Genomic DNA, 22,384 nt, shown 5'->3' with positions numbered 1-22,384 from the left:
TATTTTTTAACTAATGGCTTCTGTTTTTATCTAGCATTATGATAACTAGGCTTATTTTTATTTTTTAACCCTATTCTTATTCTGTGATAATTTTATCTTATTTCATTTTAATTCCTGTTTAACCAGATTTAATAAAGCATCTTTAATTAACTTTACATTTCAGTTATTTATCATCGCTGGATAATTAGTCTTAATCACTTCCGGTTGACTAAGATGTCAGAACTTATTCCCAGTTTTCACGGAAGAGATATTCTATTTTGACGACACTCAAACCCCTGTTAGCTAAAAACCGCAGTTGGGCTTTACAGCGACGCCAGCGTGATCCGCACTATTTCCGGCAAAATGTGGACGGGCAGCAACCCCACTCTTTGTGGATTGGCTGTTCGGACAGCCGTGTACCGGCGGAGGTGTTGACCGGCGCCCACCCCGGCGAGCTTTTCGTTCATCGCAATATTGCCAATATGGTGGTCAGCAATGACGACAACTTTATGAGCGTATTGCAGTATGCGATTGAATATCTAAAGGTTTCGCACATTGTTCTCTGTGGTCACTACGGCTGCGGCGGCGTGCAGGCGGCGCTGACGCTGCCGGATATTCCATTGGGTGATGAAAACTCCGCGCTGGCGCGGCGCATCACACAGCTGCGCCACGGCATCGCCTCCGAACTCGCGCTGCTGAATGAGCAAGAAGAACCTGAGGAGCATCTTAATCGTCTGGTGGAAGCCAATGTTCTGAGACAGTTCAGCCAGTTAGTGAAAACCGGCCCGGTACTCAAAGCCTGGCGTGAAGGTGTGGCGCTGGGGATATTCGGCTGTGTTTACGATCTGCACAGCGGGCATCTGAAGGAATTAATCCAGCAGGCAGAAGAGGGCTGCGTATGAATCTGCACACCTTACGTCAGGACATCCCTGCGGGCCTGGTGGTCTTCCTCGTGGCGCTACCGCTGTGCCTGGGGATAGCTCAGGCCAGCGGGTTGCCCCCCTTCGTCGGGCTGCTGACGGGCGTGATCGGCGGCCTGGTGGTCACCACCTTCAGCCCGTCGAAGTTTGCGGTTAGTGGCCCTGCGGCGGGCCTGGTGACCATTGTGACGGGGGCCATCGAAACCCTGGGATCGTTCCCGGCACTGCTGCTGGCGCTGATGATCGCCGGGGTGTTGCAGTTTCTGCTGGGCGCACTGCGTGCCGGACGATTTATCTCGCTGGTGCCAGGAAGCGTGATCAAAGGGATGCTGGCCGCCATAGGTATCCTGCTGATCATTCAGCAAATCCCGGTGGCGCTGGGTGCGGCGGGTGAAGAGGGCTGGTCATCGCTGTTGCACGAAGGGGCGATCAATGTGTCACTCCCTGCGGTAGGAGTAGCCTTTGCCGGGCTGCTGGTGCTTGGTCTGTGGACCACGCCAGCCATCAAGCGGAATCGCTGGCTGGGATGGATGCCAGGCCCGCTGGTGGCGGTGCTACTGGGATGCCTGGCGACGGTGTTTAGCGGGCGTTTTTTCCCGGATATCGCCAGCCACCTGCCGCGTATCTCGCTGCCCGCCTTTGACAGCATTGCCGCGTTAACCGGGGAGCTGGAACGCCCCGACTGGCTGGCGTGGCAGGATCCTGCGGTCTATATCGTTGCCGCCACGCTGGCGATTGTTGCCAGCCTGGAAACCCTGCTCAGTCAGGAAGCGCTGAAGAAACTGCGTGCGCAAAACCCGGCACCCTCGCCGGATAAAGAGATGCGCGCTCAGGGCATCGGTAACCTGCTGTCCGGTTTTTTGGGGGGACTGCCGATCACCGCCGTGATCGTGCGCAGTTCGGTCAACGTCAGCGCGGGTGCGCGCAGTAAGATCTCTATCTTGATCCACGGCGTGCTGCTGCTGGTGTGCGGTTTGTGGTTCAGCGGATTACTGAATGCGATCCCACTGGCAAGCCTTGCGGCGGTGCTGCTGTACACCGGCTATAAGTTGGCTTCGCCGGGGGTATTCGTGTTGCAGATCCGCCAGGGCGCGCCGCAGTGGGTGCCGTTTATCGCCACCATCGGCGGTATCCTGATTTTCGGCATGCTGGCGGGGATTGCTCTGGGTCTGGCAACGCAGATCCTGTTCAGCATCTATAAAAGCCATCGTCATGCGATGTTGCTGACGCGCTATGACGATCACTATGTACTGAGTTTTCAGCAGAATCTGACTTTTATGCATAACCTGCGCCTCAAAGGCTTACTGGCGCAGATCCCGGAGAACAGCGTGGTGATTGTGGACCACGATAATGCTGAGTACATCGATCCTGATGTGGAAGCGATCTTGCAGGACTTCGGCGAGGGAGCGAAAAAACGCGGGATACAGCTGAATCAGTGGCCGGTTAAACTGGCGTAATCCGCGTGGCTTTTCGAACAAGGCCACAGGATGTGGCCTTTTTTACGCACGGGCTGCCTACACCGGCGTGCAGGTAATCACGATACGGGCCAGCGGGGTCAACTCATTCAGGCCGCATTCAAACTGCTGCTGGCCGTTGGCAACGCGCACGCGTCCGGGAGGAATACGCGTCAGGCTGCGAATACTCACCTGGCCTTCCAGTGATACCAGCCAGTCACCATCCAGGATCTCACTGAATGCCTGTTCAGCAATAAACTGCTGATGGCCTTCAACGATCACCAGCGGCTGCTCAATGGCGCTGGGCCAGGCCTCAAAGAACGCGGCGTCGACGACAATGCGGGTCAGTTCCGTCAGCTTTCCGCCGTCCAGACGCTGGCGGGCCAGCGTCTGGATCTGCGCATTTGACGGGGATTGCGCGCGGTTTACTGCCTGGCCCGGCTGCTCGCCCTCTCCGGTTGCCAGCCACTGCAAGGAGGCCTGCGTATCGGCCATGCAACGGATCACAATATCGGAAGGGAAATAGCCGCGCGAATAGCGATTCGCCAGGCTGCTGCTGGCAATACCTAAATGCTCAGCCAGCGCCAGCTTTGTGGTAAATCCGTAGGCCTGGAGCACGCGATCCAACACCTCTTTTGCACCGCTTTGAAAATCAATTTTTAGGCTCACGCTCAAACTCCTGGTTATTTCATTTTTTGGGGAGTGTGCAATTTGAATTGTAGCTTTATGGGCACATCAGGACGGCGAGCACATCAATTATCAAAGATTTTGCCCGATGATGGGCGTTTTTACAACCTGAAAACCCGTTGTCTTTGCCATCCCGGTCATAACATTCATCTTTAGTGAATAGTCGGGCTGATCCGGGGATAAAAAGCCCGCCCGCACTCGCATAACGTGAGGAACGCTAATTTATTTAGCCCGTACAAACGCCATTTTTATACGCTGAAAGCCCAATGGCGGACATGCCGGCCAGACATAAACCCGGCCAGCGATGTCAGGTTCCTTCTTTATAGTAATCACAATAATTTGATAATTATCATGGTGATAATGATTACATGCGATACAAGTAAAAAACTTTTCTTATTGTTAAGCGCTATGATACTGTATGCATGTACAGTGATATGGAGGGGGAGTTGTGGACAAAGAATTAGCTGAACGAGTCATTCTGGAACGCGTGGAATTGATAGCAAGATTAACCTCTGAAGGCACCTGCCGGGAGCGTGACCGCGAGATAGCACTGCATTTGATCGCCGATATTGCCCGTGGCGTCGAGCTTAAAAACGCGCAATTTTCGGTGGTTTTTTCGCCGCCGCCCGAGCAGTAACGCTTCCCTGGCGGGTACACAGGGTTCCCGCAGGTACAGACCCTCGCGTACCCGGAACGGATTCCGCCCCCTCTGCGCGATGTTCTGCTGATGCCCCCGTTTGGGGGTTTTTTTTTGTCTTTTTTCCGCCGTTCCGAGGTGCTTCACCTCACCTGCCTGATGCCTTGCGTTGTCACACCTTCCCTACAACAGCCCCGGATTGAGCCGCGATAGTCGAAAACGCACACTGATTGTGCTTACCCGGCAGAGTGAGATTGCGGTGAGGTAACCGTTCCCACTCTTTGCCGTTTCTATTAACGCAATACCCGTTACGGGGGAGTGAAACATGAAAATTTATGCCCTGCAGGACGACAGCGTCGACGAGATCTGTTTTCGCCACTATGGCCGCACGCGGCAGGTCGTGGAATCGGTTTATGCCGCTAACCCCGGGCTGGCTGAACAGGGGGGGCGGCTGCCTCATGGTTACCCGGTAGAACTGCCGACGCTTTCGCTTTCAGCCACGCATGAAACGTTGAATTTGTGGAGCTGACCGATGGAAAAAAGCAGTTCCCTGATTGGGTACCTGGTCAGCGCGATCATGATGTGGTCAGGGCGTCACACGGTGCAGGACATCGCCTTTGTGGTGGGTGCGCTGGTGGCGGTTATCACGCTGTGCATCAACATCGCGAATTTCTTTATCAACTGGCATTACCGCCGTAAGACCTGGCGGCTGATGCAACAGCGGCAAACGGGCAGGAATGTGGATGAATTCAACAGCTAAGAAATGTGCGGTGCTGGTGGTGATGGCACTGGCGATCTCACTGCCATCGTTCTCCACGCTAACGATCTCCAGCGAAGGATTGTTGCTGCTGGCCAACGCCGAAGGCTGTCGTACCTCGCCGTATCAGTGCAGCGCCGGTGTCTGGACCAACGGAATTGGACATACCCGGGGCGTCACACCGGTGACGGAGGTGAATGAACGGCAGATCGCGGTAAATCTGATTGATGACGTGCAGCGGGTGGAGAGCGGTATTGCGCGCTGTATGCCCGTTGCCATGCCGCAGGGGGTGTATGACGCCACCGTCTCTTTCGCTTTTAACGTCGGCGTCGGCGCGGTTTGTCGCTCCACTTACGCCCGGCTGATCAATCAACAGCAGTGGCCGGCGGCCTGCGATCAGCTGATGCGCTGGGTTTATGTAAAGGGGGTGCGCAATAAGGGCATTGAAACGCGGCGCACGGCGGAACGCGCTCTGTGCCTGAGGGGGGCGCAATGAGTCGCCTGTGGATAGCGTTGCTCCTGCTGTTGGTGGGGATTCTGGGTGGCTTCTCCCTCTATCTGACCCACCTGCACAGCGAGCAGAGGGTGCTGCAACGGACGAACGCGCAGCTCACAACGGCAATGGCACAGCGCGATGAGGTGCTCGCGCAGCTTCAGGGCGAGATCGCCCGCCAGGCAGAGGCAGAACGCACACTGCGTCAGTCACTGCTGAACGCCCGCGATCTCACGATGAAACAACAACTTAATGACCAAAGGATGATACGCAGCGATGAAGCACTTCAACACTGGAGCGATGCTGCTTTGCCTGACGGGATTATCCGGTTGCAGCAGCATCCCGCCTTCGCCACCCCCGACGATTATCTGGCGTGGTTGTCCGATCGTCAGCAGCTGTTCGATCCCGGCAAGTCAGCCGGAAACACAGGGGGATCTGCTGTACACGATCCGCCAACTGGAGCAGGCACTGCTGACGTGCGGCCTGCAAGTCGAAACCCTTAAACAGTGTCAGGAGCAACATGATGTTAAAGCCCAACCAGCTACGCGAGGCGTTACTGGCCCGCGTACCGCAACTCAAGGATCACCCTGAACGGCTAACGATTTCGCTGGAACAGGGAACGGTGGCCTGCACGCCTGCCGCCTCACTGAGTTTTGAATATCGTTACCCGCTACGTATCACCCTCAGCGAGTCCGGTGGTGACATCGACGCCCTGGTGGTTTCCCTGCTGCTGTGGCTGCGGGAGAACCAGCCCGACCTGATGACCACCCCCGCCCGGCGCGAAAACGGCATGGTGTTCAGCAGCAGTTTGAACGGCGATTTCAGCGTGGTGATCCTGCTGACCGAACGGGTACTGGTCAGTGAAAACGACGGGGCGCTGCACGTCACGCACGTCCCGGAACCGCTGCCGCCGGAGGCCGTTTCCCGTCCGTGGCAGCTCTATATCAACCATCAACTGGTCCATGAATGGCCCGCTATCTGAGAAGACGGAGGAAAACGTTATGAATGAATTTGTCGTAGAGACCCGGCGCCAGCTGCACAACCTGCTGCGTATTGGCACCGTCAGCGAGGTGGATACCGCCCGCGCACGCTGTCGGGTGCAAAGCGAAGGCAACCTCACCACCTGGCTGCCCTGGTTAAGCAGCAGTGCAGGGCAGGTCCGCAGCTGGCATGCCCCTTCACCCGGTGAGCAGGTACTGCTGCTCGCCCTGGGCGGAGAGCTGAATACCGCGTTTGTGCTGCCGGGTATTTTCTCGGACGCCTTTCCGGCCCCTTCGGCATCATCGAATGCGGTGCACTGGACGTTTCCCGACGGCGCACAGCTGGCCTATGAACCGGAAAACGGGGTACTGACGGCCAGCGGCATTCAGTCTGCGCGTGTCACGGCGGCGGTCAGCATCACCCTTGATGCCCCGCTGGTGGAGTGTACGCAGAAGCTGAAAGCCGCGACGTTTGAACTGGCCGAAGGCGGCACCCTGAAGGGCAATATCAGCCACAGCGGGGGCAGCCTGTCATCTAACGGTATTGCCGTTCACAGCCACGTCCATGCGGGTGTGCAAAGTGGCGGCAGCAAAACAGCGGGGCCGCAATGAGTACAGAAAACTATCTCGGTATGCAGCGTGACAGCGGCCTGGCCCTGACGGATTTGGATCATATCCGCCAGTCGGTACGCGATATTTTGCTCACCCCTCAGGGCACCAGGGTGATGCGGCGCAACTATGGATCGCTGCTGTCGATGCTGATCGACCAGCCGCAAAACGCGGCGCTGCGCCTGCAAATTATGTCGGCCTGTTATGTGGCGCTGCTGCAGTGGGAACCGCGCATTGCGCTGGACAGCATCAGTTACCAGCCCGGGTTCGACGGCAGCATGGTGGTGGCGCTGCAGGGCAGCCTCAGCCAGTCCCCTTTTTCTCTTTCCATTCCAGTGAGTGAATGATTATGGCCACGATTGATTTAAGTCAGCTACCTGCGCCGAACGTTGTTGAGGCGCTGGATTATGAAACCCTGTTGCAGACGCGTAAAGCCGCGCTGGTGGCGCTTTACCCGGCTGACCAGCAGGCGGCGATAACCCGCACCCTTGAGCTTGAGTCGGAGCCGATCGTCAAGCTGTTGCAGGAGAACACCTACCGCGAGCTGATCCTGCGGCAACGCATTAATGAAGCGGCGAAAGCCACGATGGTGGCCTGGGCCACCGGGGGGGATCTCGATCAGCTCGGAATGAACAACGGCGTAACCCGGCTGGTACTGACCCCGGCCGACAACAGCACGCTGCCGCCGACCGTCGCCGTGATGGAAAAAGATGAGGATTTCCGCCTGCGTATTGCCCAGGCCTTTGAAGGGCTGAGCGTGGCTGGCCCGGCGGGGGCTTATGAATACCATGCCCGCAGTGCCGATGGCCGCATTGCTGACGTGAGCGCCACCAGCCCGGCCCCGGCGGAAGTCTTGATCACCGTGCTGTCGCGTGAAGGGCATGGGGAGGCCAGCGGCGGGCTGCTCTCCGCCGTCAATATTGCCCTTAACGATGAGAATGTGCGCCCGGTGGCCGATCGCGTCAGCGTGCAGTCCGCCAACATCGTTGAGTACAGCGTTGATGCCACGCTGTTCCTTTATCCGGGGCCGGAAGCCGAACCGATCCGTGCGGCAGCCGAAGCCCGGCTGGCGGCCTTTGTCACCGCGCAGAGCCGTCTGGGGCGTGATATCCGCCGCTCAGCGCTGTTCGCCGCCCTGCATGTGGAAGGGGTGCAGCGCGTGGAACTGACCCAGCCTGCGCAGGATGTGGTGCTGGATAAAACCCAGGCGGGCTGGTGCACCGGGCGTGTGATCAGCGTGGGAGGCTCCGATGAGTGATCGTCTGCTGCCCGTCGGGTCATCGGCGCTGGAAGTGGCGGCCGCAGAAGCCTGCGCCAGCCTCCAGCAATTGCCGGTGCCGCTGCGCACCCTGTGGAACCCCCAAACCTGCCCGGTTGCGCTGCTGCCTTATCTGGCCTGGGCGTGGTCGGTTGACCGTTGGGATCAAACCTGGCCGGAGGAGACAAAACGCGCGGTGGTCGCCGCCTCGCAGTTCGTTCACCGCCGTAAAGGCACGATCGCCGCGATCCGGCGCGTGGTGGAGCCGCTGGGGTATGTGATCAACGTGCATGAATGGTGGCAAACCGGTGAGTCACCCGGCACCTTCCGCCTGGATATCGGCGTGCTGGACTCCGGTATTGATGAAGCAATGTTTAACGAGATGGAACGACTGATTGCGGATGCAAAAGCGGTCAGCCGTCACTTAACCGCCCTGACGATCACCCAGGATATTCAGGGTGTCGTCTGGACAGGCGCCGTTCAGTATGACGCTGAAACGGTCACTATTTTTCCCGCTTGAGAGGTATTAAATGGCTGTAAAATATAAATCTGTCGTGACAACGGCAGGGCAGGCACGTATCGCCGCAGCGATGCAGGGCGGCACTCAGGTCGATATCAAAACAATGGTGGTGGGTGATGGCAACGGCCAGCCCACCACGCCCGTCGCCAGCCAGACCACGCTGGTCCATGAGGTGTATCGCAAGGCAGTAAACTCCGTCAAAGTGGATAAGACGCACAAAAACTGGCTGGTGACGGAGGTGATGATCCCGGCCAGTGCAGGCGGTTTCTGGATGCGTGAGCTGGGGCTGCTGGCGGGAGACGGTACGCTGCTGGCGGTGTGTAATATGGCGGATACCTATAAGCCTGCGCTGGAAGAGGGTTCTGGCCGTACGCAAACGCTGCGCATGGTGATCGCCGTCAGCGGCAGCGAGGCAATAGCGCTGACGCTGGATGATAGCCTGGTTTTCGCAACAGAAGAGTATGTGAATCAGCAGGTTGCTGCCAGAAATGTTGTTGATGAAATTTATCCTGTCGGCATCGTTACCTGGTTTGCGCAGAATAAAAACCCGAACACGCTGTTCCCCAATACCACCTGGAACTATATCGGTGAGAATAAAACCATTCGCCTGGCAAAAGCGGACGGCAGCGATATCTTCACCACTGGCGGAGCAGATACGGTCAGCCTATCTGTGGCGAATTTACCTGCGCATGGTCATACGTTTTCGGGAACCAGCAGTTCGTTTGATTATGGTAGCAAGGCAACGAGTACCTTCGATTACGGAACCAGACAAACTGACACACAAGGCAACCACACACACACGTATAATGAAGTGATACCTCGCGGCGGTTCTGGTTTTGATATTGGCGGTAATTGGCAAACCATCATCAAAGGAAGTGCGACATCTACAGCTGGTGCCCATGTGCATAATGTTGGCATAGGCGCACATAATCACACTATTGGAATTGGAGCGCACTCGCACTCGATATCAGGAACAACGGCTAATGTAGGGGGGGGGACTGAATTTTCTGTCACTAACTCATTTATTAAACTCATGGGCTGGTATCGCAGCGCATAATATATTTCACCTAAAGCTGATGATTTAAATCAGGCTCCCCTGCTGGCAACACAGGGGAGCCTTTTTATTGGCTTTTTGACAGGTAAAATCAGGTCTTTTTTATTTTTATATCTTTTTAATTATTTGTTTTTAAACGCTTTTTAAATTCCACGTTGTCCCTTACTCCCCACAACGCCCATCGCATGCCTGCTGATTAAATTCTTGTCATTATTATCTCACCCCAACAACGGAGTGAAATAAAGATGGCTAATTATCACCACGGCGTACGCGTCGTAGAAGTGAATGACGGAACCCGCAGTATCTCAACGGTTTCCACCTCAATTGTCGGCATGATCTGTACCGCAGAAGATGCCGATGCCAACACCTTCCCGCTGAATAAAGCGGTGTTGATCACCGATGTGCTGGCCGCCCTGGGCAAAGCAGGCACCAAAGGCACGCTGGCACAGTCGCTGCGCGCCATTGCAGACCAGAGCAAGCCGGTCACCGTGGTCGTTCGTGTCGCGGAAGGTAAAGATGCTGCCGAGACGACCAGCAATATCATCGGCGGCAGCGATGCCAACGGCCGCTATACCGGCATGAAAGCCCTGCTCAGTGCGCAGACCGATCTCGGCGTTAAGCCGCGCATCCTCGGCGTGCCGGGCCATGACTCTCTTGAAGTGGCAACCGCGCTGGCAACGGTCTGCCAGCAGCTGCGCGCCTTCGGTTATATCTCGGCGTACGGCTGCAAAACCATTACCGAGGCGATCGCTTACCGCGAGAACTTCAGCCAGCGTGAGCTGATGGTGATCTGGCCGGACTTTGTGGCCTGGAACACCACCACCAGCGCGGCGGATACCGCGTATGCCACCGCACGCGCGCTGGGCCTGCGCGCCAAAATCGACAACGACACGGGCTGGCATAAAACCCTGTCCAACGTTGGCGTTAACGGCGTAACGGGCGTCTCCGCATCGGTGTTCTGGGATCTGCAACAGGAAGGCACCGATGCCGACCTGCTGAACGAAGCCTGCGTTACCACGCTGATCCGCAAAGACGGCTTCCGCTTCTGGGGCAACCGCACCTGTAGCGATGACCCGCTGTTCGCCTTTGAAAACTACACCCGCTCGGCGCAGGTGATTGCCGACACGATGGCCGATGCGCATATGTGGGCCAACGATAAGCCGCTGTCACCGACGCTGGTGCGCGACATTATTGCCGGCATCAACGCCAAGTTCCGCGAGCTGATCAACGCCGGTTATCTGCTGGGCGCCAACTGCTGGTACGACGAAAGCGCCAACACCCAGGAAACCCTGAAGGCGGGCAAACTGTTTATCGACTACGACTACACCCCGGTGCCGCCGCTGGAAGATATGACGCTGCGTCAGCGTATTACTGACAGCTACCTGGCGAACTTTGCCGCTTCTGTAAACAGCTAAGGAGACACACTTATGGCACTGCCAAAAAAACTGAAATACCTGAATTTGTTTAACGATGCCAACAGCTACCAGGGCGTGGTGACGTCGCTGACGCTGCCAAAACTGGCACGCAAGCTCGACCCGTATCGCGGCGGCGGTATGAGCGGCGTGGCGCACATTGATAACGGTCTGGAAGACGATGCGCTGGATCTGGAATGGACCATTGCCGGGCTGGATGACCGCATTCTCAGCCAGTGGGGCGGGGCAACGGTGCCGCTGCGTTTTATGGGTTCCTATCAGCGTGACGACACCGATGAAACGGTGGCGGTCGAGGTGGAACTGCGCGGTAAGCACCAGCAGTTCGACTTCGGTGAGAGCAAGCAGGGTGAGGAGAGTGAAACCAAAATCACCACCAAATGCACTTACTACAAGCTGACCTGGAACGGCAAGGCACTGATCGAAATCGACACCATCAACATGGTTGAGATTGTGAACGGCGTTGATCGTCTGGCGCAGCACCGTCAGAACATCGGTCTGTCGTAACCCGCAGGGGGCGGGCCTGCCCGCCCCATCTCGGTCAACCCGTAGGGGTCGGGCATGCCCGACCCGCATTCTCTCTAAACGTAAGGAAAGTTCATGCAACAGCAAGATAACCTGGTCACCCTGGTGACCCCGATTGCCCGTGGTGAAACCCTGATTAACAGCGTCGAGGTGACCAAACCTAACGCAGGCGCACTGCGCGGAACCCGGCTGGTGGATCTGGCCGGATCGGATGTTGAAGCGCTGATCACCGTGCTGCCACGTATCACATTGCCGAACCTGACAAAGTCGGAATGCCTGAATCTGGACCCGGTTGATCTGATCGAATTGGGTGGCAGGGTGATTGGTTTTTTATCCGCGAAGCCGGACACGTCCGCTGGCCCGACGACCTGACGGTGGATGATCTGATGGCCGACATTGCGACCGTTTTTCACTGGCCGCCATCAGAAATGAACCCCATGTCGCTGGTGGAACTGATCGACTGGCGGCACAAGGCGATCCTGCGCAGCGGCATGCAGAGTGGAGAATAGCGATGAGTATTAATCTTGGACTGGATGGCCTGCGTAAAGCGGTGATTCGGTCGAATCTGTTTCTCAATGATTTACCGGGGGAAACTAAATCCCTGGGTAATGCGATGTTTCAGCAGCGCGTGGAACTGCTGGCCAGCGTCAATCGGGCGCGGGCACAAACACGCAATGACAAATCTGCGCTGAAAGCCAGCAAGGAGCGTCTACAGCAGATCGATCGTCAGCGGTCCGACGAGCGGCGTCAGCAGGCCAGCGCCCGGCGGCAGACGCTTAGCAAAGGGTTGGATAATGTCGGCCAACGTTATCAGGCCGGTAAGGCGGTAGTGGATAAAGTGAGCAGTGTTAGCAGCCGGGCCATGAGCGTGGCTTCTTTTGGGGCCAAACTGCTGAAACCGGGCTATGAGCAGGCGACCGGCACGGCTCAGGTGAGTGAGGCGGCAGATGCTGCTGTGGCACCGCAGGCTGACAACCTTGCAGGGGATATCGGCCAGCTTAACTCGGCGATCGACAGCATCAGTCTGACGGTGTTTACCCAACTGGACGGCACGCTGCGTTCGCTAACGCAGACCGCCACCGGGATGTTAAGCGGCGTTGACGAGTGGATTAAGGATAACCCGACGCTGGCGGGCGGGATTACCCAATTGGTGGCGGGTGGCGGGTTGTTGATTGCGGCCCTGGGCGGGATCGGTTCCGTGGTGGTTCCGGTACTCAGCGGCCTGAATCTGCTGATGGCGGGAGCCGGGATCCTCAGTAGCGTGTTTACCTTTGCCGGTGGGGCGATTGCTGCTGCTCTGGGGGCGATAACGCTGCCCATCGGGATTGTGATTGCTGCGATTGCTGGTGCGGCGATGGCGGTTTATTACTACTGGGAGCCGATCAGTGCCTTCTTTGCGGGCCTGGTGAAAGGGATGAGTGAAACCCTCGGCCCAGTTGGTGAGATGTTTACTCCGGTCGGGGCGCTCTTTGACAACGTCAGCAATGTACTTAGCGGAATGTACGACGCTTTCTGGAAACTCCTGGAGCCGGTTACTCTGACAGGGGAGACTCTGAACAAAGTCGCATTCGTCGGTGAAGTTGTAGGAAAAGTGCTGGCATCTGCCTTTATGGTGCCGACAAAAATCATTAACTCATTAACCAGTAAGGTGGTCTGGTTGCTGGAAAAACTCGGGATCGTCGACAAAAAATCTTCCGATGCCAAAGCCTCAGTGAATGACGATCCGCCAGCACAACGTTCCTCGGTTTTCCTCGGGGGCGCAGATTATGTTTCGCCGGATGGCCCTTCCCCTGTCGCCTTTGGGGGGGGCAGCTATAAACCCGTTACGGCAGGCAGCATCAGCAATAGCCAGCAGAACACCTTTAACAGCAGCTATGTGATCAACGCCCATGACGGCATGAGCCAGGCTGACGTGCTGGCCATTATGGAAAAAAACAGACAGCAGGAACAGTTCAATGCTGATTTGAAACAACGCAGCAGCGTGTGGAGGTAATAAACCATGATGATGATTTTAGGCATGATGGTCTTTGAACGGCGAACGTTGCCCTATCAGACGATGAAGCAAACCAGTGATTATCGCTGGGCCAGCGGCAGCCGTATTGGCACGCGTCCGTCACAGCAATTTCTCGGCGTGGGGGATGAGACGATTACGCTGTCTGGTGAATTGCGTCCGGAAATCACCGGAGGAGTGGCTTCACTCTTCGCGCTGAATATCATGGCAACGCAAGGACGTGCCTGGCCTTTATTGAGTGGCAACGGCATCCCCTACGGGATGTTTGTGATTACCAGCGTGAACGGCACGCACAGCGATCTCCTTCAGAACGGTACTGCACGTAAAATTACCTTCGATATCACGCTTAAGCGTGTGGACCCATCGATGTTGGAGATGTTCGGTGACCTGAAACAGCAGGCAGAGGACGTGATCAATCAAGTCGGTAAAAACGCCTCGCAGCTGATAGGGAGTTTGTGATGAGCGGCGTGGGTATTGGTTCACAGATGGGGCCGGATTTTCGCATTGAAATAGATAATCACGACATCACCGAAAACTTTCGTTCGCGTCTAATAAGACTGGTGATTAACGATAAGCTTAGCCTGGAAGTGGATACTTTTACGCTGGTCCTCGATGACAGTGACGGGCAAATCATTCTGCCGCAGCGGGGGAGTGCGCTGAGTATCGCGATTGGCTGGCACGGTGAGGATCTGATTGAGAAAGGGACATTTAAGATTGGCGGGATCCACCACAGTGGCTCCCCTGATACGCTGACCCTGACCGGATTCAGCACTGAGCTGGCAGGCACTCTGAAAGAGAAACGCTCGACATCCTATGACGGGAAAAATCTGGGCGAGATTGTGCAGCGTATCGCTGAGAAAAATGGGCTGCAACCCTTATTGTCAAAAGAGCTGGCGGCCATTCCTGTGGTGCATTTTGATCAAACCGATGAGACCGATCTGCAGTTTATTTCCCGGCTGGCACAGCGTTACGACGCGATTGCTACCATCAAATATGACCGACTGATGCTGATTAGGCCGGGTAAAGGGGCCACCGCTCAGGGTGAATCTCTGGAGCGGGTAACGATCCGTCGCCGTGAAGGTGATAAGCATAACTTTGTTTATCAAGGAAACGTTGATTATATCGGCGCAAAGGCTAGCTGGTACCATCTCGACAAAGCCACTACATTTTGTGTGACGATGGATGCAGTATTCGAGCCGCCTGGCAAGGTGTTTGAGACACGGGGATCAGGCTATCTGGTGCTAACGACCCTGTTTACCAGTCAGGAGGAAGCGATACAAGCTCTGGAGGCTGAATGGAGAAAGAGCCAGAGGATGAGTGCGACGCTGACCTTCACGCTGGCCAGGGGAAGACCGGAGCTGATCCCGGAAATGCTGGTAAACGTTGAGGGATTTAAGGATCTGATAGACAAGTTTACATGGGTGATTACCAATGTGGACCATACCATTGATGCAGACGGGGGGTTAATCTCCAATGTGACGCTTGAGCTCCTCTTAGATGTGACGTTGAAGATGCAGGTTTAATCATAGTAACTTTCCCAAAAGTGAAAAAACAACTTGATGATTCACTTAAAGTGAATATAATTAGTTTTATTCACAAAGTGTGAGTTTAACTAATGACCATTGGAGGTCAACCATGATGCCATGCCCGATTTGCCAACATAACAGCCACGCCCGTTCCAGCCGGATTCTCAGCAGCGAAACCAAGGAACGTTACCACCAGTGCCAGAACCTCAACTGTAGCTGCACCTTTAAGTCGATGGAGAGTATCACCGGGATTGTTGCCCGTCCGCTGGAGGCCACGCCGCCGCCTGCGGCTCCGGCTAAAACCCGCACCAGCCGTCTTGGAAGTTAACCGCCAGCGGCGGGTTCACGCCCGCCCTGGTTTTGCATTCCCCGGTCCCGGCTAATCTGCGCTATCATCATCCGTCTTCCTGACATCGCTGGCGCACCCATGACACACACTTCTCCGACCCCCATCTTCGACGGCCATAACGACCTGCTGCTGCACCTGTGGCTGCATCACCCTGCAAAACCGGCAGATGCCTTTCTGCATCAGCGCCTGAGCGGCCATCTTGACCTGGCGCGCATGCGTGAGGGCGGTTTTGCCGGAGGGTTGTTTGCCGTCTTTGTGCCACCCGCTGACTACGTGGCGACATTCCCCACGCGCCAGGCAGAAGCGCATGACCCGCTGGCGATCACCGAACAGCAGATCGCCATTTTTCAGCAGCTGGAAGCCCGGTCGGCAGGCCAGGCGAAAATCTGCCGCAGCGTCAGCGAGATTGAACACTGCATGGCAAATGGCGTGCTGGCGATGGTGATGCATATAGAAGGGGCAGAAGCGCTGGATGATGACTTGAGCCAGTTAGATCGCTGGCAACAGGCCGGATTGCGCAGCATCGGGCCGTTCTGGAATCTGCCGAACCGTTTTGGCTTTGGGATCAACGGCCGCTTCCCAGGCTCGCCGGATACCGGCGAAGGGCTGACGGAAGCGGGAGAACGCTTGATCTGCGCCTGTAATCAGCGCGGACTGATGATCGATCTGTCGCATATGAATGAAAAAGCCTTCTGGCAAACGGCGCAGCTGAGTACCGCACCGCTGGTCGCCAGCCATTCCAACGTGCATGCCTTATGCCCGCAGCCGCGTAACCTGACGGATGCCCAGCTGGCCGCGATTGCCGACAGTGACGGGCTGGTCGGGCTGAACTTCGGCACGGCTTTTCTGCGCAGCGATGGCAAACGTGACGGCGATATGCCACTCAGCGTGATGGTGCAGCACCTTGATTACCTGCTGGAGAAACTGGGGGAAGACCGCGTCGCCTTCGGTTCTGATTTCGACGGCATTAACCTGGCCGATGATTTGGGTGACGTCACCGGGCTGCCGCGTCTGCTGGCCGCACTGCGCCAGGCGGGCTATGACGATGCGCTGCTGAACAAACTGTGCCGCGCTAACTGGCTGCGGGTATTGCGAAAAACCTGGAAAGAATAACGCCTGATTTTTGAACCAAATAGTTCAAAATAGCATAAACCGCGCAGATTTTAGGGTTGATATCGATTTATCATAGGCGCAACATCTGTGCCGCCAAATTTATACATTCCCAATACACGGGAAGAATTTGACAACATGCCGATCACTTGCCGAAACTAAAGTGTGCTGGCTGTTTTTCAAACACCTTGAGGACATCACTATGTGGACTAAACCAACCTTTATCGATATGCGTCTGGGTCTGGAAGTGACTCTATATATCTCCAACCGCTAAAATTGCCGTCATACTTCGCGCTGTTACTGCGTTGGCTTTCCTCGCCCACCCCGGTCACTTACTAATGTAAGCTCCCGGGGATGTGCTGCGTTGCCGCCTTGTTACAGCACGAATTATTTAGGCAATTAAGCCTGATGATCATACTTCGAACTGTAACTCGAACGATTCAGGCAAGTAATGTGGATGCCTGCGTTGTAGCAGGCATTTTTACTCCTTCTCCCGGTTTACCCATGAAAATCAAAGTTCTTGGCTCGGCGGCAGGCGGCGGTTTCCCGCAGTGGAACTGTCATTGCCCCAACTGCCAGGGTGTGCGCGATGGCAGCATTCCGGCCACCGCACGCACCCAGTCCTCGATTGCGGTCAGCGATAACGGCACCGACTGGGTGCTGTGTAATGCCTCGCCTGATATCTGCCACCAGATTGCGGCCAACCCTGAGCTGCATAAACAGGGCGTGCTGCGCGGCACGGCGATTGGATCGATTATCCTCACCGACAGCCAGATCGATCACTGCACTGGATTACTGAACCTGCGTGAAGGCTGCCCGCATGCCGTGTGGTGTACCCCGGAAGTGCATGCGGATCTGACCAGCGGCTTCCCGATCTTTACCATGCTGAAGCACTGGAACGGCGGATTAGTGCATCACGCCATCACGCCTGCGGAAGCCTTTTCCGTGGACGTCTGCCCGGCATTGCGTTTCACCGCCATCCCAATCCTCAGCAATGCACCGCCGTATTCGCCGTATCGCGGGCGGCCGCTGCCCGGCCACAATATCGCGCTGATGATTGAAAACACCGCCAGCGGCAGCAAGCTGCTGTATGCACCAGGCCTGGGTGAACCGGATGCCGCGCTGCTGGCGCTGATGGCGCAGGCCGACTGCCTGCTGATCGACGGCACGCTGTGGCAGGACAATGAGCTGGCCACCACCGGTGTCGGGCGTAATACCGGCCGTGATATGGGCCATCTGGCGCTGGGCGAAGAGCAGGGGCTGATGGCGGTACTCAGCGGTCTGCCCGCGAAGCGCAAAATCCTGATCCACATTAACAACACCAATCCGATCCTCAATGAATCCTCAGCCGAGCGCCAGGCGCTGACCCGGCGTGGCATTGAGGTCAGTTATGACGGCATGAGTATTGAACTATGATCCATCCGACGTTGATGACCCCGGAACAGTTTGAGCAGGCGCTGCGCGATCGCGGTGCCTATTACCATATCCATCACCCGTTCCATATCGCCATGCATAACGGCGAGGCGACGCGTGAGCAGATCCAGGGCTGGGTGGCGAACCGCTTTTATTACCAGACCAGCATCCCGCTGAAAGATGCGGCGATTATGGCGAACTGCCCGGACCCGCTGACCCGGCGTAAATGGGTGCAGCGCATCCTCGACCATGATGGTCAGGGTGACAGCGATGGCGGCATCGAAGCCTGGCTGCGTCTGGGTGAGGCGGTTGGCCTTGATCGCGATGTGCTGCTGTCTGAACAAATGGTACTGCCCGGCGTGCGTTTTGCCGTCGATGCCTACGTTAGCTTTGCCCGCCGTGCGGTGTGGCAGGAAGCCGCCTGTAGCTCACTGACCGAACTCTTTGCCCCGCAGATCCACCAGTCGCGCCTCGATAGCTGGCCGCAGCACTACACCTGGATTGAAGAAGAGGGTTACGGTTATTTCCGTGGTCGTCTCAGCCAGGCACGCCGCGATGTGGAACATGGCCTGCAACTGGCGCTGGAATACTGCGATACCGTGGAAAAACAGCAACGTATGCTGGAAATCCTGCAGTTCAAACTCGATATTCTGTGGAGCATGCTGGACGCCATGACCATGGCTTACGCCCTCAACCGCCCGCCGTACCACACCGTCACGGATCAGCCGGTCTGGCACAAAGGAAAACTGCTGTGATCAATGAACAAACTACCCCGATGTTCCGTCGTGGTTACCGCCTGCAGTGGGAAGAAGTGCAGGGCTGCCATGTGATCCTCTACCCGGAAGGCATGGCAAAACTGAACGACAGCGCCACGATGATCCTGGAGCTGGTGGACGGGCAGCGCACGCTGGCAGAGATTATCCAGGCACTGAACACCCGCTTCCCGGAAGCGGGCGGCGTGGATGATGATGTGAAAGATTTCTTCGCTGCGGCGCGTGAACAGAAGTGGATTATTTTCCGTGAACCCGCTTAATCCTGCCGTAAAACCGCCGCTGTGGCTGCTGGCCGAGCTGACCTACCGCTGCCCGTTGCAGTGCCCGTACTGCTCTAACCCGCTGGACTTTGCTCAGCAGGAAAAAGAGCTGAGCACCGCGCAGTGGATCGAGGTGTTTAAACAGGCGCGGGCGATGGGTGCCGTGCAGATCGGCTTCTCCGGCGGGGAACCGCTGGTACGCAAGGATCTGCCTGAGCTGATCAAAGCCGCCCGCGATCTGGGCTTTTACACCAACCTGATCACCTCCGGGATCGGCCTGACGCAGAAGAAGATCGATGCCTTTGCCGAAGCCGGGTTAGATCATATTCAGATCAGCTTCCAGGCCAGCGATGAAGTGCTGAATGCGGCGCTGGCCGGATCGAAGAAAGCCTTCCAGCAGAAGCTGGAGATGGCGCGCGCCGTCAAAGCGCACGGCTATCCGATGGTGCTGAACTTTGTGCTGCATCGCCACAATATCGACCAGATCGACCGGATTATCGAACTCTGCATCGAACTGGAAGCGGACGACGTTGAGCTGGCGACCTGTCAGTTCTACGGCTGGGCGCAGCTCAACCGTGAAGGGCTGCTGCCCACGCGTGACCAGATTGAGCGGGCGGAAGCCGTGGTACACCGCTATCGCGAGAAAATGGCCGCCAGCGATAACCTCGCGAACCTGCTGTTCGTCACGCCTGATTATTACGAAGAACGCCCCAAAGGCTGCATGGGCGGCTGGGGAGCAATCTTCCTCAGCGTGACGCCGGAAGGGATGGCGCTGCCGTGCCACAGTGCGCGCCAGCTGCCGGTGCAGTTCCCGTCGGTGCTGGAGCAGAGCTTACAGGATATCTGGTTTAACTCGTTTGGTTTTAACCGCTATCGCGGCTTTGACTGGATGCCGGAACCCTGCCGTTCCTGCTCTGAAAAAGAGAAGGACTTCGGCGGCTGCCGCTGTCAGGCGTTTATGCTGACCGGCGATGCGGATAATGCCGACCCGGTGTGCAGCAAATCAGAGCATCACCATCAGATCCTGGCAGCACGCGAACAGGCCAACTGCACCAATATTCAGGTCAGCCAGCTGCAGTTCCGCAACCGCGCCAACTCTGAGCGGGTTAACGCCCAGCTGATCTTTAAGGTCTGACGCATGCAGCATCAGCAGCGGCGCTTGCACAACGGTTTACGGGTTGAGTTGATCTCAGACCCGCAGGCCACGCGTGCCGCCGCGTTGATGCAGGTGGAGGTGGGAAGCCATCATGAGCCGGATGCCTGGCCGGGGCTGGCGCATCTGCTTGAGCACCTGCTGTTTGCGGGCAGCCAGGCTTTTCAGGATGACCAGCGGCTGATGGCCTGGCTGCCCGCGCGGGGAGGACGGCTGAACGCCACCACCCTCGGCAGCAGCAGTGCCTATTTTTTCGAGTGCGCCCCTGAACACCTGCCGGAAGCGCTGCCCCGTCTGACGGATATGCTGGTGGCGCCGCTGCTGTCTGCCACCGCCATCCGCCAGGAAGTGGCAACCATTGATGCCGAGTGCCGCCTGCTGGCGGATCATCAGGATACCTTGTGTGATGCGGCGCTGAGTGCCGCCTTCGCTTCCCATCCCTGGCAGCGCTTCCAGACGGGCAACGCGGCGGGTTTCGGCAACGATGACGGCGCGTTGCGCGCGGCGCTGCAACAGTTCCATCAGCGCTATTACCAGGCGTATGCCGTGACGCTGTGGGTGCAGGGACCGCAGCCGATCGAGGCGCTGTGGCAGCTGGCCCAACAGGCTGCCGACGTCTTCCCGGTGGGCGCGGTCATGCCGCCCGAATTGCCCGCCGTAGTGCCTGCTGCTCAGCGCGATATCGCCCTGCAACTCAGCGGCGCACCACGCCTGCGCCTCTCCTTTCTGCTGGATCAGCGGATCGACAGTGGGCTGGCGTTGCTGCGCCAGCTGCTGCTGGATGAAGCGCCGGGCAGCCTGATGGCCACGCTGCGTGAGCAGGAACGGTGCGACGGTGCCCGCCTGCTACTGCCGTACCGCAGCGCGCAGCAGACGGTAATCACCCTTGAACTGGTGCTGGTGGATGCCGGGGATGCCGATCGGGTTGAAGCGCGCGTGCATCACTGGCTGGCACAGCTGGCGCGGCTCTCGCCAGCGCAGCGCGCTCATTATGCGCAGTTGTCCAGCCGCCACTTCGCGCAGCTGCCCGCGATGGATCAGCTGCGTGAAAAGGCTTTTGGTTTTGCTCCAGCCCGCACCGGGGGCGACGACGGCGCTGCATTGTTCACGCAGCTTTTAGCCGCGCCCTTATCGCGGCTATCGATCACGGATAGCGCCCCGTTGGCGCTGCTCGACGTGCAGGGCTGGACGCTGGCCTGCCAGCCGGGCAGGCGTCCGGCGGTGCAGCCGGATGCAGCGGGTGAGGCATTGGTGTTCTTCCCGCAGCCGCAGGCGTCTGTCAGCCCCGCGCTGCCAGCGCGTCAGGTGTCGCTGCCCCATCATCGCCGTGATGAAGCTCCCGCTGTGCTGCTGCTCAGCCCTGAAGGGGATCTGCCTGCACACTGGGGGCTGGTGGTGCAGGCTCGTCTGCGGGCGCTGGCGGCGGGCTGCATCCATCACGGGGGCGAGCTGGCGATCGCTTGCCCGCAGGGACGCTGGCTGATCCAGATACAGGGCGAGGCGGCGCTGATGGTCAGCACGCTGGCATCGCTCAACGCGCTGCTGGCGGATATCCCGCCTGCGGCGATCGCACGTGGTGAGCGTGAGTTTCTGCGCCAGCGGCAGGCGCTACACGATGATATTGCGGTGCGGGCGCTACTGGCTGCGTTGCCGGAACGGTTGCAGCTGCTGCACGCTCCCGCAGGGGAGCAGATGCCGCTTAATCTCCCCTGGCGGGCGGTGCTGGAGGGCGGCGACCGCGAGCTGCACCAGCAGCTGGCCTGCCTGCTGAGTGCCTTTCCGGCGGCGATCAATCCCGCGATACGTGCGCTGCCGCAACCCTTGCCACCTCAGGCTGAATACCGGGTGGCGACACGCAGCCCGGAAGCTGCACTGCTGCGCTTCTGCCCGCTGGTGGAAGAGAGCACGGCTTGTCTGGCCGCCTGGCAGTTACTGGCGATGATGTATGCGCCGCTGTTTTTCCAGCGCCTGCGCGTGGAGCAGAATATTGGCTATGTGGTGAGCTGTCGTTTTTATCAGGCGGCGGGGCAGGCAGGCATCCTGTTTGCGCTGCAATCTCCGCATCTGACAACGGCAGAGCTGGCGGCGCGCATTGACCACTTCTTAGTGCAGATGAATAGCGAGCTGGCGGCACTCAGCCCGAAGGCGCTGTGGGAAACAGGTCAGGCGTTGCTGGCGGAACAGCAGCAGGTGCCAGCCGGGCTGCTCGAGGCCAGCCGCTATCGCTGGCTGCGTGCGCAGCAGATCCCCCCTCAGCCTGACATCAACGACCTGCGGGCGCTGACGCCTGGCGGCGTGCTGGCATTTCATCAGCGCCTGCTGGCCGACCGTCAGCGCGCCCTGTATCTGGTTAACCAGCCGCTATCCTGATGGGCATGACGTAATGTAAAACGGGCCACCATCGTGAACTGAACCCCAAAACCTGGACGGTTTAGTTAACAAGTCGCCTGATACTCAGTCCGGTACTCCACCGGGCTGAGTCCTCC

Annotated in this window: 29 protein-coding genes; 28 read left to right on the top strand and 1 reads right to left on the bottom strand. The window is 57.6% G+C overall.

The annotated features are described in order from the left end of the window. Nucleotides 1-257: 257 nt before the first annotated feature. Together ACFL9S_RS08380 and ACFL9S_RS08375 are read left to right on the top strand one after the other, a co-directional pair. Nucleotides 258-881: a carbonic anhydrase gene (locus ACFL9S_RS08380; RefSeq protein ID WP_405261391.1), complete on the top strand. Its 624-nt coding sequence runs from the start codon at nt 258-260 to the stop codon at nt 879-881. After that, the gene (locus ACFL9S_RS08375; protein WP_405261390.1) at nt 878-2,356 is read left to right on the top strand and encodes a SulP family inorganic anion transporter; all 1,479 of its coding nucleotides are present in this window, start codon (nt 878-880) and stop codon (nt 2,354-2,356) included. Before ACFL9S_RS08380 ends, ACFL9S_RS08375 begins: the two co-directional genes overlap by 4 nt. Before the next feature lie 57 nt (nt 2,357-2,413). On the opposite strand, the gene ACFL9S_RS08370 is transcribed toward ACFL9S_RS08375, so the two are convergent. Further along, on the bottom strand, nt 2,414-3,022 hold the full coding sequence (locus ACFL9S_RS08370) for a phage repressor protein CI (protein WP_405261389.1): 609 nt from the start codon (nt 3,020-3,022) through the stop codon (nt 2,414-2,416). Nucleotides 3,023-3,488: 466 nt separating this feature from the next. On the opposite strand from ACFL9S_RS08370, the gene ACFL9S_RS08365 reads away from it, so the two are divergent. From ACFL9S_RS08365 to pqqF, 26 genes are all read left to right on the top strand, one after another. After that, nucleotides 3,489-3,677 carry a hypothetical protein gene (locus tag ACFL9S_RS08365; protein ID WP_405261388.1) on the top strand — a complete coding sequence of 63 codons (189 nt, stop codon included), beginning with the start codon at nt 3,489-3,491 and terminating at the stop codon, nt 3,675-3,677. Nucleotides 3,678-4,002: 325 nt separating this feature from the next. After that, the gene (locus tag ACFL9S_RS08360; protein ID WP_405261387.1) at nt 4,003-4,206 is read left to right on the top strand and encodes a tail protein X; all 204 of its coding nucleotides are present in this window, start codon (nt 4,003-4,005) and stop codon (nt 4,204-4,206) included. 3 nt (nt 4,207-4,209) lie between these two features. Continuing rightward, nucleotides 4,210-4,437 carry a hypothetical protein gene (locus tag ACFL9S_RS08355; protein WP_405261386.1) on the top strand — a complete coding sequence of 76 codons (228 nt, stop codon included), beginning with the start codon at nt 4,210-4,212 and terminating at the stop codon, nt 4,435-4,437. Then, nucleotides 4,421-4,930: a lysozyme gene (locus ACFL9S_RS08350; RefSeq protein WP_405261385.1), complete on the top strand. Its 510-nt coding sequence runs from the start codon at nt 4,421-4,423 to the stop codon at nt 4,928-4,930. Before ACFL9S_RS08355 ends, ACFL9S_RS08350 begins: the two co-directional genes overlap by 17 nt. Before the next feature lie 273 nt (nt 4,931-5,203). Further along, the gene (gene lysC / locus ACFL9S_RS08345; protein ID WP_405261384.1) at nt 5,204-5,518 is read left to right on the top strand and encodes an Rz1-like lysis system protein LysC; all 315 of its coding nucleotides are present in this window, start codon (nt 5,204-5,206) and stop codon (nt 5,516-5,518) included. Continuing rightward, complete coding sequence (locus ACFL9S_RS08340; RefSeq protein ID WP_405261592.1) at nt 5,451-5,909, top strand: phage tail protein; 459 nt, start codon at nt 5,451-5,453, stop codon at nt 5,907-5,909. Before lysC ends, ACFL9S_RS08340 begins: the two co-directional genes overlap by 68 nt. 19 nt (nt 5,910-5,928) lie before the next feature. Next, the gene (locus ACFL9S_RS08335) at nt 5,929-6,519 is read left to right on the top strand and encodes a phage baseplate assembly protein V (protein WP_405261383.1); all 591 of its coding nucleotides are present in this window, start codon (nt 5,929-5,931) and stop codon (nt 6,517-6,519) included. Further along, nucleotides 6,516-6,863: a GPW/gp25 family protein gene (locus tag ACFL9S_RS08330; protein ID WP_405261382.1), complete on the top strand. Its 348-nt coding sequence runs from the start codon at nt 6,516-6,518 to the stop codon at nt 6,861-6,863. Before ACFL9S_RS08335 ends, ACFL9S_RS08330 begins: the two co-directional genes overlap by 4 nt. 2 nt (nt 6,864-6,865) lie before the next feature. Beyond that, a complete protein-coding gene (locus ACFL9S_RS08325; RefSeq protein WP_405261380.1) occupies nt 6,866-7,774 on the top strand; it encodes a baseplate J/gp47 family protein in 909 nt (302 codons plus the stop codon). Continuing rightward, nucleotides 7,767-8,294 carry a phage tail protein I gene (locus ACFL9S_RS08320; RefSeq protein WP_405261379.1) on the top strand — a complete coding sequence of 176 codons (528 nt, stop codon included), beginning with the start codon at nt 7,767-7,769 and terminating at the stop codon, nt 8,292-8,294. Before ACFL9S_RS08325 ends, ACFL9S_RS08320 begins: the two co-directional genes overlap by 8 nt. Nucleotides 8,295-8,304: 10 nt before the next feature. After that, nucleotides 8,305-9,351, top strand: coding sequence for a phage tail protein (locus ACFL9S_RS08315; RefSeq protein ID WP_405261378.1), 1,047 nt, complete (start codon nt 8,305-8,307; stop codon nt 9,349-9,351). A 242-nt stretch (nt 9,352-9,593) separates the two neighbouring features. Further along, nucleotides 9,594-10,763: a phage tail sheath protein gene (locus tag ACFL9S_RS08310; RefSeq protein WP_405261377.1), complete on the top strand. Its 1,170-nt coding sequence runs from the start codon at nt 9,594-9,596 to the stop codon at nt 10,761-10,763. Nucleotides 10,764-10,775: 12 nt separating this feature from the next. After that, nucleotides 10,776-11,285, top strand: a complete 510-nt coding sequence (locus tag ACFL9S_RS08305) for a phage major tail tube protein (protein WP_405261376.1) — start codon at nt 10,776-10,778, stop codon at nt 11,283-11,285. A 93-nt stretch (nt 11,286-11,378) separates the two neighbouring features. Continuing rightward, nucleotides 11,379-11,675: a phage tail assembly protein gene (locus tag ACFL9S_RS08300; RefSeq protein WP_405261375.1), complete on the top strand. Its 297-nt coding sequence runs from the start codon at nt 11,379-11,381 to the stop codon at nt 11,673-11,675. Nucleotides 11,676-11,689: 14 nt separating this feature from the next. Beyond that, nucleotides 11,690-11,812 carry a GpE family phage tail protein gene (locus tag ACFL9S_RS08295; RefSeq protein ID WP_405261374.1) on the top strand — a complete coding sequence of 41 codons (123 nt, stop codon included), beginning with the start codon at nt 11,690-11,692 and terminating at the stop codon, nt 11,810-11,812. A 2-nt stretch (nt 11,813-11,814) separates the two neighbouring features. Continuing rightward, nucleotides 11,815-13,296, top strand: a complete 1,482-nt coding sequence (locus ACFL9S_RS08290; protein WP_405261373.1) for a phage tail tape measure protein — start codon at nt 11,815-11,817, stop codon at nt 13,294-13,296. 6 nt (nt 13,297-13,302) lie between these two features. Further along, the gene (locus ACFL9S_RS08285) at nt 13,303-13,773 is read left to right on the top strand and encodes a phage tail protein (RefSeq protein WP_405261372.1); all 471 of its coding nucleotides are present in this window, start codon (nt 13,303-13,305) and stop codon (nt 13,771-13,773) included. Then, nucleotides 13,773-14,837: a contractile injection system protein, VgrG/Pvc8 family gene (locus ACFL9S_RS08280; RefSeq protein ID WP_405261371.1), complete on the top strand. Its 1,065-nt coding sequence runs from the start codon at nt 13,773-13,775 to the stop codon at nt 14,835-14,837. The genes ACFL9S_RS08285 and ACFL9S_RS08280 overlap by 1 nt, the downstream gene beginning before the upstream one ends. A gap of 112 nt (nt 14,838-14,949) precedes the next feature. Beyond that, nucleotides 14,950-15,168, top strand: coding sequence for an ogr/Delta-like zinc finger family protein (locus ACFL9S_RS08275; RefSeq protein WP_405261369.1), 219 nt, complete (start codon nt 14,950-14,952; stop codon nt 15,166-15,168). 99 nt (nt 15,169-15,267) lie between these two features. Further along, nucleotides 15,268-16,302, top strand: coding sequence for a dipeptidase (locus ACFL9S_RS08270; protein WP_405261368.1), 1,035 nt, complete (start codon nt 15,268-15,270; stop codon nt 16,300-16,302). A 199-nt stretch (nt 16,303-16,501) separates the two neighbouring features. After that, the gene (pqqA, locus tag ACFL9S_RS08265) at nt 16,502-16,573 is read left to right on the top strand and encodes a pyrroloquinoline quinone precursor peptide PqqA (RefSeq protein WP_072166356.1); all 72 of its coding nucleotides are present in this window, start codon (nt 16,502-16,504) and stop codon (nt 16,571-16,573) included. A 230-nt stretch (nt 16,574-16,803) separates the two neighbouring features. Then, nucleotides 16,804-17,715, top strand: a complete 912-nt coding sequence (gene pqqB / locus ACFL9S_RS08260) for a pyrroloquinoline quinone biosynthesis protein PqqB (protein WP_405261367.1) — start codon at nt 16,804-16,806, stop codon at nt 17,713-17,715. Next, nucleotides 17,712-18,467 carry a pyrroloquinoline-quinone synthase PqqC gene (gene pqqC / locus ACFL9S_RS08255; protein ID WP_405261366.1) on the top strand — a complete coding sequence of 252 codons (756 nt, stop codon included), beginning with the start codon at nt 17,712-17,714 and terminating at the stop codon, nt 18,465-18,467. Before pqqB ends, pqqC begins: the two co-directional genes overlap by 4 nt. Nucleotides 18,468-18,487: 20 nt before the next feature. Then, on the top strand, nt 18,488-18,745 hold the full coding sequence (pqqD, locus tag ACFL9S_RS08250; RefSeq protein WP_238337039.1) for a pyrroloquinoline quinone biosynthesis peptide chaperone PqqD: 258 nt from the start codon (nt 18,488-18,490) through the stop codon (nt 18,743-18,745). Continuing rightward, complete coding sequence (pqqE, locus tag ACFL9S_RS08245) at nt 18,732-19,880, top strand: pyrroloquinoline quinone biosynthesis protein PqqE (RefSeq protein ID WP_405261365.1); 1,149 nt, start codon at nt 18,732-18,734, stop codon at nt 19,878-19,880. The genes pqqD and pqqE overlap by 14 nt, the downstream gene beginning before the upstream one ends. A gap of 3 nt (nt 19,881-19,883) precedes the next feature. Beyond that, on the top strand, nt 19,884-22,268 hold the full coding sequence (gene pqqF / locus ACFL9S_RS08240; protein WP_405261364.1) for a pyrroloquinoline quinone biosynthesis protein PqqF: 2,385 nt from the start codon (nt 19,884-19,886) through the stop codon (nt 22,266-22,268). The last annotated feature ends 116 nt before the right edge of the window (nt 22,269-22,384 follow it).

Origin of the sequence: Erwinia sp. AnSW2-5, from assembly GCF_045107195.1 — a bacterium.
GTDB lineage: Bacteria > Pseudomonadota > Gammaproteobacteria > Enterobacterales > Enterobacteriaceae > Erwinia.
The sequence above is the reverse complement of the archived record's forward strand: the minus strand, read 5'-3'. Positions and strand labels throughout refer to the sequence as shown.